Genomic DNA, 6321 nt, shown 5'->3' with positions numbered 1-6321 from the left:
ATCTGCTGGAACAAGGCTCTCGAGCGTCACCATCTCGATCGCCGTCTGAACTGGAGCAGGTTTCTTCAACATGCCCCAGTGAATCAAAAACCTCCAGCTAACGCCAGAGGTTTGTCAGCAGTCTGAGCGGATCCCTGGCGATCCGCTCTTTCTTTATGGACATCCTACCCTGAACTAGCGTGCGCGACTTTCCATGGTCTTTCCAGTGATGAGGCTCGTCTCGATTTCGAGGCGGTAGCGGTTTGGCTTTGCTTTCCAAAGCTCGTTCAGCGTGCTGCGCAGCGCCCTGAGCCGCTGGTTGGCTAGTGCCTTTTCGCCTGCGGTGTCACGATATGCTATCCGCAGCACCGAAGGTTCCGTGGCCAATGTTTCCAGAAGTGTCGTGAGACTCTGCTGCCAGACTGGCGAAAGGCTGGTGGAGCCGGCGATAAAGGCCACGCCGGTTACGTCAATGCGTACCACGCGCGCGATGGACGTGGCGAAACTGATTTCCGACATCTTGCCCGCGGTTAGCCGTATTACCCTGGGGTTCTCGCTCAGAATCCGGTAGCCTGCAGGAAGCGACCGGGGGTCCAGCTTCATGAGATAGCTCTTGCCGATCCTGCTGTTCGGGAGATCCGCGCAGGCCACGCTGAAGCGGCCGTGGCTATCGGTCGTTATCTGGATACCATCGACGCTGGTAACACGGGCTCCGGCTATGCCGCCTTCACCCTTGTCCTGATAGCCGTTGCGGTTCTCGTCATTGAACACCTTGCCGATGATGTCGCCGCAATCGAACACTGGCTCCGGGATGATCTCGACCTCCGCGTAGCCTTTTCTGCGGTAGACGACATCATTGTCGATGCGCTCTGCCTGTGCGGTGTTGACGAAAGTACCGAAAGGCGCGGACGCGGAGACGCCCAGGATGAGCTGAACCTCCACGTTGCGCTCAGGATCCACATCAATCTCCCAGGTAAGCCGCCGACCCTCGATGACAGGCTCCAGGGCCTGGCCGTCCACGACCGCAGTGCCCGGTATGTAGACGAAGCCTGCGGGTATGATATCCGCAAGGCGGATCCTGGTGGTCTGGATCAGTTCCATCGGCTTGAGGATAAGCGTGTAGGGAACCTTCCCACCGCGCTGGGTCTGGGTGATCTCGGCGCGCTTCTCGACGCCGAAGCCCGGCATGGTAAACGCCATGGGTTCCGGCATGTTCGCTTCCAGTGGCGCCCCGGTGGGATCGGTTGCGGACACGCTCGCCTGATTTTTCACGGCATCCTCAAGCCCGGACCCGTAGGCAATGTCTTCGGTGGTGAGCGTGTAGTAGGCAGTAAACACAAGGGATTCGCCAGGCAGTATAGCAGAGGGACCCGGCGAAAACGGCGTCATCACACCGGTGCCCGGCTGGCCGTCGAACGTGGGGCCGGGATCTTTGGGCTCAACGTTGAAGGCCGTGACGTTGCCATCGTTGGTGACGGTTATGTCGAAGCGCAGCCGTTCGCCGGGGTCAGGCAGTCCATCGCCATCGTCTGTCTCGGGATCGAAGCTGCCTTCCTTGATCATGCTGATGGCGGGTATGTGGGGCAGGGGCTCCTGGTGGTCGCTGGTCGCGGTGACCTGGTCCTCGCGGCCCACGAGATTTGCGGTGAAAGTGGCAACGTTTTCCTTCTGACCGCTGTCGACGTCGGCCTGGGTCAGCGTATAGCTCGCGACATAGACGGCGACTGCGCCGGCGGGAAGGTTGCCGTCCGGGTCGAGGCCGGATCGGCTGGGATCGAGTGTTGGCGTGCCGATGATGGTGTCGGTTACGGCAAGATTGGTGAGCGTGACGTCGCCAGTGTTGGTGACGATGAACTCGTAGTCCATGCGGTCACCGGCGTTCTTGATGGGAGAGCCATCCGGCGCCATGCCGCCCACGAGATCGACAAAGGTCCCGATCTTCTCGATGCTCGCATGGGCGTCCAGGATCGTGTAGGTGGCAGCTACTATGCCTTGGGCGCCGCAGGAGGTGGTACTTCCAGCGCGATAGCCGCCTTCGCCGGGCTTGTCGACCAGCTCAATCCGAAACTGCTCGCGGTTTTCGCGGACGTCATCTGCCAGAACTGCAATTGGAATAGGGAATGGCTCAGCCGCATAATCTCCTGGAGGAATGGAAATTGTGACGGTGTCCATTGGTGAAATGTCTGCGCCATCCGTATCGAAATGAATGATCGCCACTTCCACATCGAGCGTTTCTCCGACAGGGATCTTGCCGCTCACTAGGATACTGATTGGAAAATTGGTAGCGGAATGTTCGCCTTCCAGTCCCCGAGCTTCGTCCGTGCTCAGTTCGGCGATGGGTGAGACGCCATAGATCGTTATCGAATCCAGGTAGTTGCCCACTGCGCCTGGGCTCAGGGATTGAAAGCCAATCGTACGTTCCCCGGACGGATTGTTCCACTCAAAGCTACCAGAATATCGCGCCCACTCATTGATGACGGTGGTTACAGCGCATTCACCCAGACAGCTGTTGTTGGCTATGCTGCCAGCACCAGAAGTGTCAGTCGTTCCTTGAACGACGCTTACGGCATCGGAACCATCGGGCTGGATCCCGATATTGAACACCATGCTTTCGGTTTGGCCCGTTACGCGAGCCTTGTGGTGGAGAAACCACTTAACCCTGTCACCTTCCAACAGGCAAACGGTCTGATATAGGCGAGATGGAGTGTATGCGTTGAGTTCCGCCCACTGCACACCATCCGCTGCCGATACGCCACCGAAGCCATTTTTGAACATTTGAATGGCGCCTGCGGGCGGTGGCGTAGCGGAATGACCACCGCAAGTTCCATGTCCCGTCGCATCCCAAACGTTTGGCGGGCCCTCCGTGGTGCGCCAACCGGGCACTCCTTGAGCGCTAGAATCCTTGTCTGATGCTACGCGGATAGAGAAGCAATCCTGGCCGGGGAGTGCGGGCTCCTCAAAGCTGAGGTTGAGAAAGCTGCGCTGAATTTGGGTAAGCGCTAATTCACTTTGCCGTTGTTCATTCGCGATTCAGGAAGAAACGTCGTTTGCGGCCGAAACCGTAGATGACGTGATGGAAACGGCTTCAGGAGATTTTACGTCGCAATCGATTGCAGGCAGCTCGTTCTGGATTGCGCGTAAGCCATTTCAGCTTGTCGCTACGTCATATCAGGTTGCGGGCGATGTGTTTCAACTCGAAACAATTTGTAGTAACGCGATTCAGGATCCGAGTTTATCGTTTCCAATCTTGGGATCTTCGTTGCGAAGCTTGAGATTTCCGATTCTGGGGCGAACGGCGTTTGCGGGGCAGGCCGGGACTGTCAAAAGCATTCTTTGCGCCGACTGGGTTTGAGCTCACCATGGTTGCAGCGTGTGACAGATGGAGGAGTCATGGCGACAAGCGAGCAGCAAGCGGAGCGATTGCGGTGGGATGGAGAAGCTGATCTCTATGCTCCTGGACGCACTGGCCGATCAGGGGTTCGATAAAGATGCCTCATTAGATGTCATCGGCGATCTAATCGCGCGCTACACAGAAGGCGGCCGGAAATTCCGCGTAAGACGCACCTGACGTCAGATTGAACGGCTCGGGATATCGAACACCGCAGATCGGTATCGAAACGTCTTTTTGTGCTTTCCGACTATCTCGTTGCAAACGCAGTTTGCCTTCTTCCGTCTGTTTTCCCCCCGTTACTTCATCAAACGGCGTTTGCGCATGAATCGCGTTTCCAGGATTTTGGAAGATCGCATCAGGCGCGTATAGGCAGCTTCTTCAATTGCCTTCAAGGCTGCAATTTGAACAACGAACCAAGCGGGGATTGGCTTCTTGCTGCTGATACCGGATCCAAAAAGACCGGTGATATCCGGGACTTAGATAGTGCGGGGCGGATGCATTTTTGTGGCTTTAGATCCTTGCGGCGCGCATCGGATCCTGCAATAGTGCCCTTGTCTTCACCAAATGAAGACGTCTCCACCCGGTGTTGCAGCACTCGGAGTGGAGACTGGACTTAGCCCTTATCCTACCGGGAGCCAAGCTTATGCTGGATACTAGCGACATCCGCTTGAAATTAAAAGATCCATCGCCGGAAATCGACGCCCGCCTGATGGTCAGACAGCGGAAATAATCTCCGCTTCCTACGCGTTCGCCTCGATCTAGCCGGGCGAACTCCCATCCTCGATTGAACTGTTCAACCGGTACGCGGCGGCGCGCGACCGCACGCTGGTTGCAGACTTTTAACCGACGCTTTTCCTGCAAGACCGTCGGACACTCGTCTATTGCCTTCTGCACGGCCAGTCCGGTGGCAGGCAGCCCATAATCATGTCCTTACACGTTGGAGCCATCATGTCCGCCAAACCGCTTTTGGGTCAGTTCGTCTGGTTCAAGACACCCGTTCCCTGCCGCGATGCCTTTGGAGGTCTTGCGATAGACGTTGCACTCAGACAGTACTACGATTTTATCGCTAGCGCTGCCGATCAGAAAGCAGCTGCTCAGGAATGTCTCGACCAGGTTCTGCCGCTAGCTCTGCGGTATAGCCTGGAGAAGATCACTGATGGGATCGAAGCAGCTTATCCCACAGATCCGAAGCTTCCGAACTACCAGGACCATGTGTTTGTGGCGGCGGAAGAACTTAGGGAGTGGCTGCGCCGAAAAAGACGTCAGGGTAAGCTGCAGGCTGATGTCTGGCCGACGATCGAAACGTTCGAGCGCCCAAGCTTCGCTACGGACCTGCTGATCACTGACACGGCGCGGGAGAGTGTCCTGTGGATCCATATCGCCCCAGGCGCTGGTTCTGACCACGGCATAGTGGGGCGATGGAAGAGCGAAATGGTGGCCTTTGTGTCTGCTCTGCCGCGTCTGACGCAGCAGTATCTGCGCCTTGATATCAAGCAGCTGGACTGCGCCCTTGTCGATCCCTTCCTGGCTGAAACCGGGCATGACGAGGATGTCTGGGCGCTGGGCGAGCTGGATGCCTTAACAGGAAAAGTTGGCGTCGCCGACGGGATTCTGCGCATGCGAGCTCAGCATCGGGAAACTCTGCGTAGCAAGATCGGCGAGGCGCTTGCACCTGACGAAGAGACGCAGCTCAAGCTTATCGATGAGGCTTTCCAGCGCATTGCGTACGAAGCCGCCGAGCGCGTCAGCAGCGTGAGGCTGAACATTCGTGGGCCGCGCAGACATGGTTAGGCTTGAGCGCGTCTAAAGTCGCAGACTGGCTCGGGAAAAACGACGATGACGACCGGGATCTCGGTTTCGTCTGCGAGATCAATGACAATAGGCAGGGTTCGAGCACGCCAACGTCTAAAGCATGTCCCGCATACCAGGAACGCTTCCGAGCAGGGGTTGGCAGCCGGACGTCGGCGACGCCCGCATCAATTCAGACACAACACTCGCGGGCTGTTTAGCAGCCTAACTTCATCAACCAAGCTCATAAACTTTCGTCCGTCGAGCACACCTCGAGCGGCATAGGAGAATATTATCGTGTCAAACATCAAGCCAGCACTGGAACAGCCAGGAAGCGCGAGTTTTCGTTGCCGACAGGCGGCAGGACGAACAACGCACGGCCGAGGGCGGCGTGAAACTTACGTAACATTAATGCCGGGCCTGACGCCACGTCAGCGTGTCGCGACCTTTATTGTAGGAGTTCTCTGATGCTGAAATTCAAGCCTGGCCAAGAAGTCAGCGCCACATTCCTGTTGCAGTTGGAGCGATTGAAGCCGCTCGTTGCTGACATGGAGAAGGTTGCCGCAGGGATGTTACCCGAAGAAATCGCGGTCCCGGAAGAGACGCCAACGCTCGATGACTGGTTCGGCGTCGCACTTGAGACGCCGGCGCTCGCTGGCTACTCCACCGGTCACCCGCGTCTCGTCGGCACCAGGCGCCTTATCACCACGAGCGATCTCTGGCTTATTTCGCATGATCAGAGGTGGGCGCGGACACTCTCGCGCTGGTATCGGCTCGGAGAGCCGATGACTGCCCAGCAAGGTCCGGACGGCAAGTGATGATGAGCAGCGGCGCTGAAAACGCTTCACCCTCGGCCTGCGATTGCAACACGCTGACGATGATGAACTGAGCTGGATGCACTCCGAGCGATCGGGTTGCGGGTCTATGGAGCATCCTCTTCGGTGAGCTTCTAGCAAGCGGCGTCACCAAGGAGCTCTCTCTTCTCGGCCCAGCAATCATGGGCGTCATTCAGCCGCTTCGACTGTCTCGGGTTAAAGGTAAGCGCGATTTTCGATGCGCCTAGACGGCCTCTTCAGGCGTAATCGCGCACGGGTTCTAGCCGTATCCAGCTTTATTTGGCATTTGCCTTGGAGAAGTTGAACGGCAGCAGGTCGCCAATGTCG

4 protein-coding genes are annotated in these 6321 nt (G+C 57.4%); 3 read left to right on the top strand and 1 reads right to left on the bottom strand.

The window, feature by feature from the left end; translation table 11 throughout:
* Positions 1–174 precede the first annotated feature (174 nt).
* Complete coding sequence (locus tag IEX27_RS20815; protein ID WP_188722994.1) at positions 175–2361, bottom strand: CLIPPER-2 domain-containing protein; 2187 nt, start codon at positions 2359–2361, stop codon at positions 175–177.
* A 1048-nt stretch (positions 2362–3409) separates the two neighbouring features.
* Between IEX27_RS20815 and IEX27_RS20810 the strand changes: the two genes are divergently transcribed.
* The 3 genes from IEX27_RS20810 (at position 3410) to IEX27_RS20800 (ending at position 5976) form a co-directional block, all read left to right on the top strand.
* On the top strand, positions 3410–3547 hold the full coding sequence (locus tag IEX27_RS20810) for a hypothetical protein (RefSeq protein WP_188722993.1): 138 nt from the start codon (positions 3410–3412) through the stop codon (positions 3545–3547).
* Positions 3548–4318: 771 nt separating this feature from the next.
* Positions 4319–5161: a hypothetical protein gene (locus IEX27_RS20805; protein ID WP_188722992.1), complete on the top strand. Its 843-nt coding sequence runs from the start codon at positions 4319–4321 to the stop codon at positions 5159–5161.
* 464 nt (positions 5162–5625) lie between these two features.
* On the top strand, positions 5626–5976 hold the full coding sequence (locus IEX27_RS20800; protein ID WP_188722991.1) for a DUF6634 family protein: 351 nt from the start codon (positions 5626–5628) through the stop codon (positions 5974–5976).
* The last annotated feature ends 345 nt before the right edge of the window (positions 5977–6321 follow it).

The sequence above is a fragment of the Nitratireductor aestuarii genome (assembly GCF_014641695.1).
In the GTDB taxonomy this organism is placed as follows: domain Bacteria; phylum Pseudomonadota; class Alphaproteobacteria; order Rhizobiales; family Rhizobiaceae; genus Chelativorans; species Chelativorans aestuarii.
This window is presented reverse-complemented; position numbering and strand designations above follow the sequence as displayed.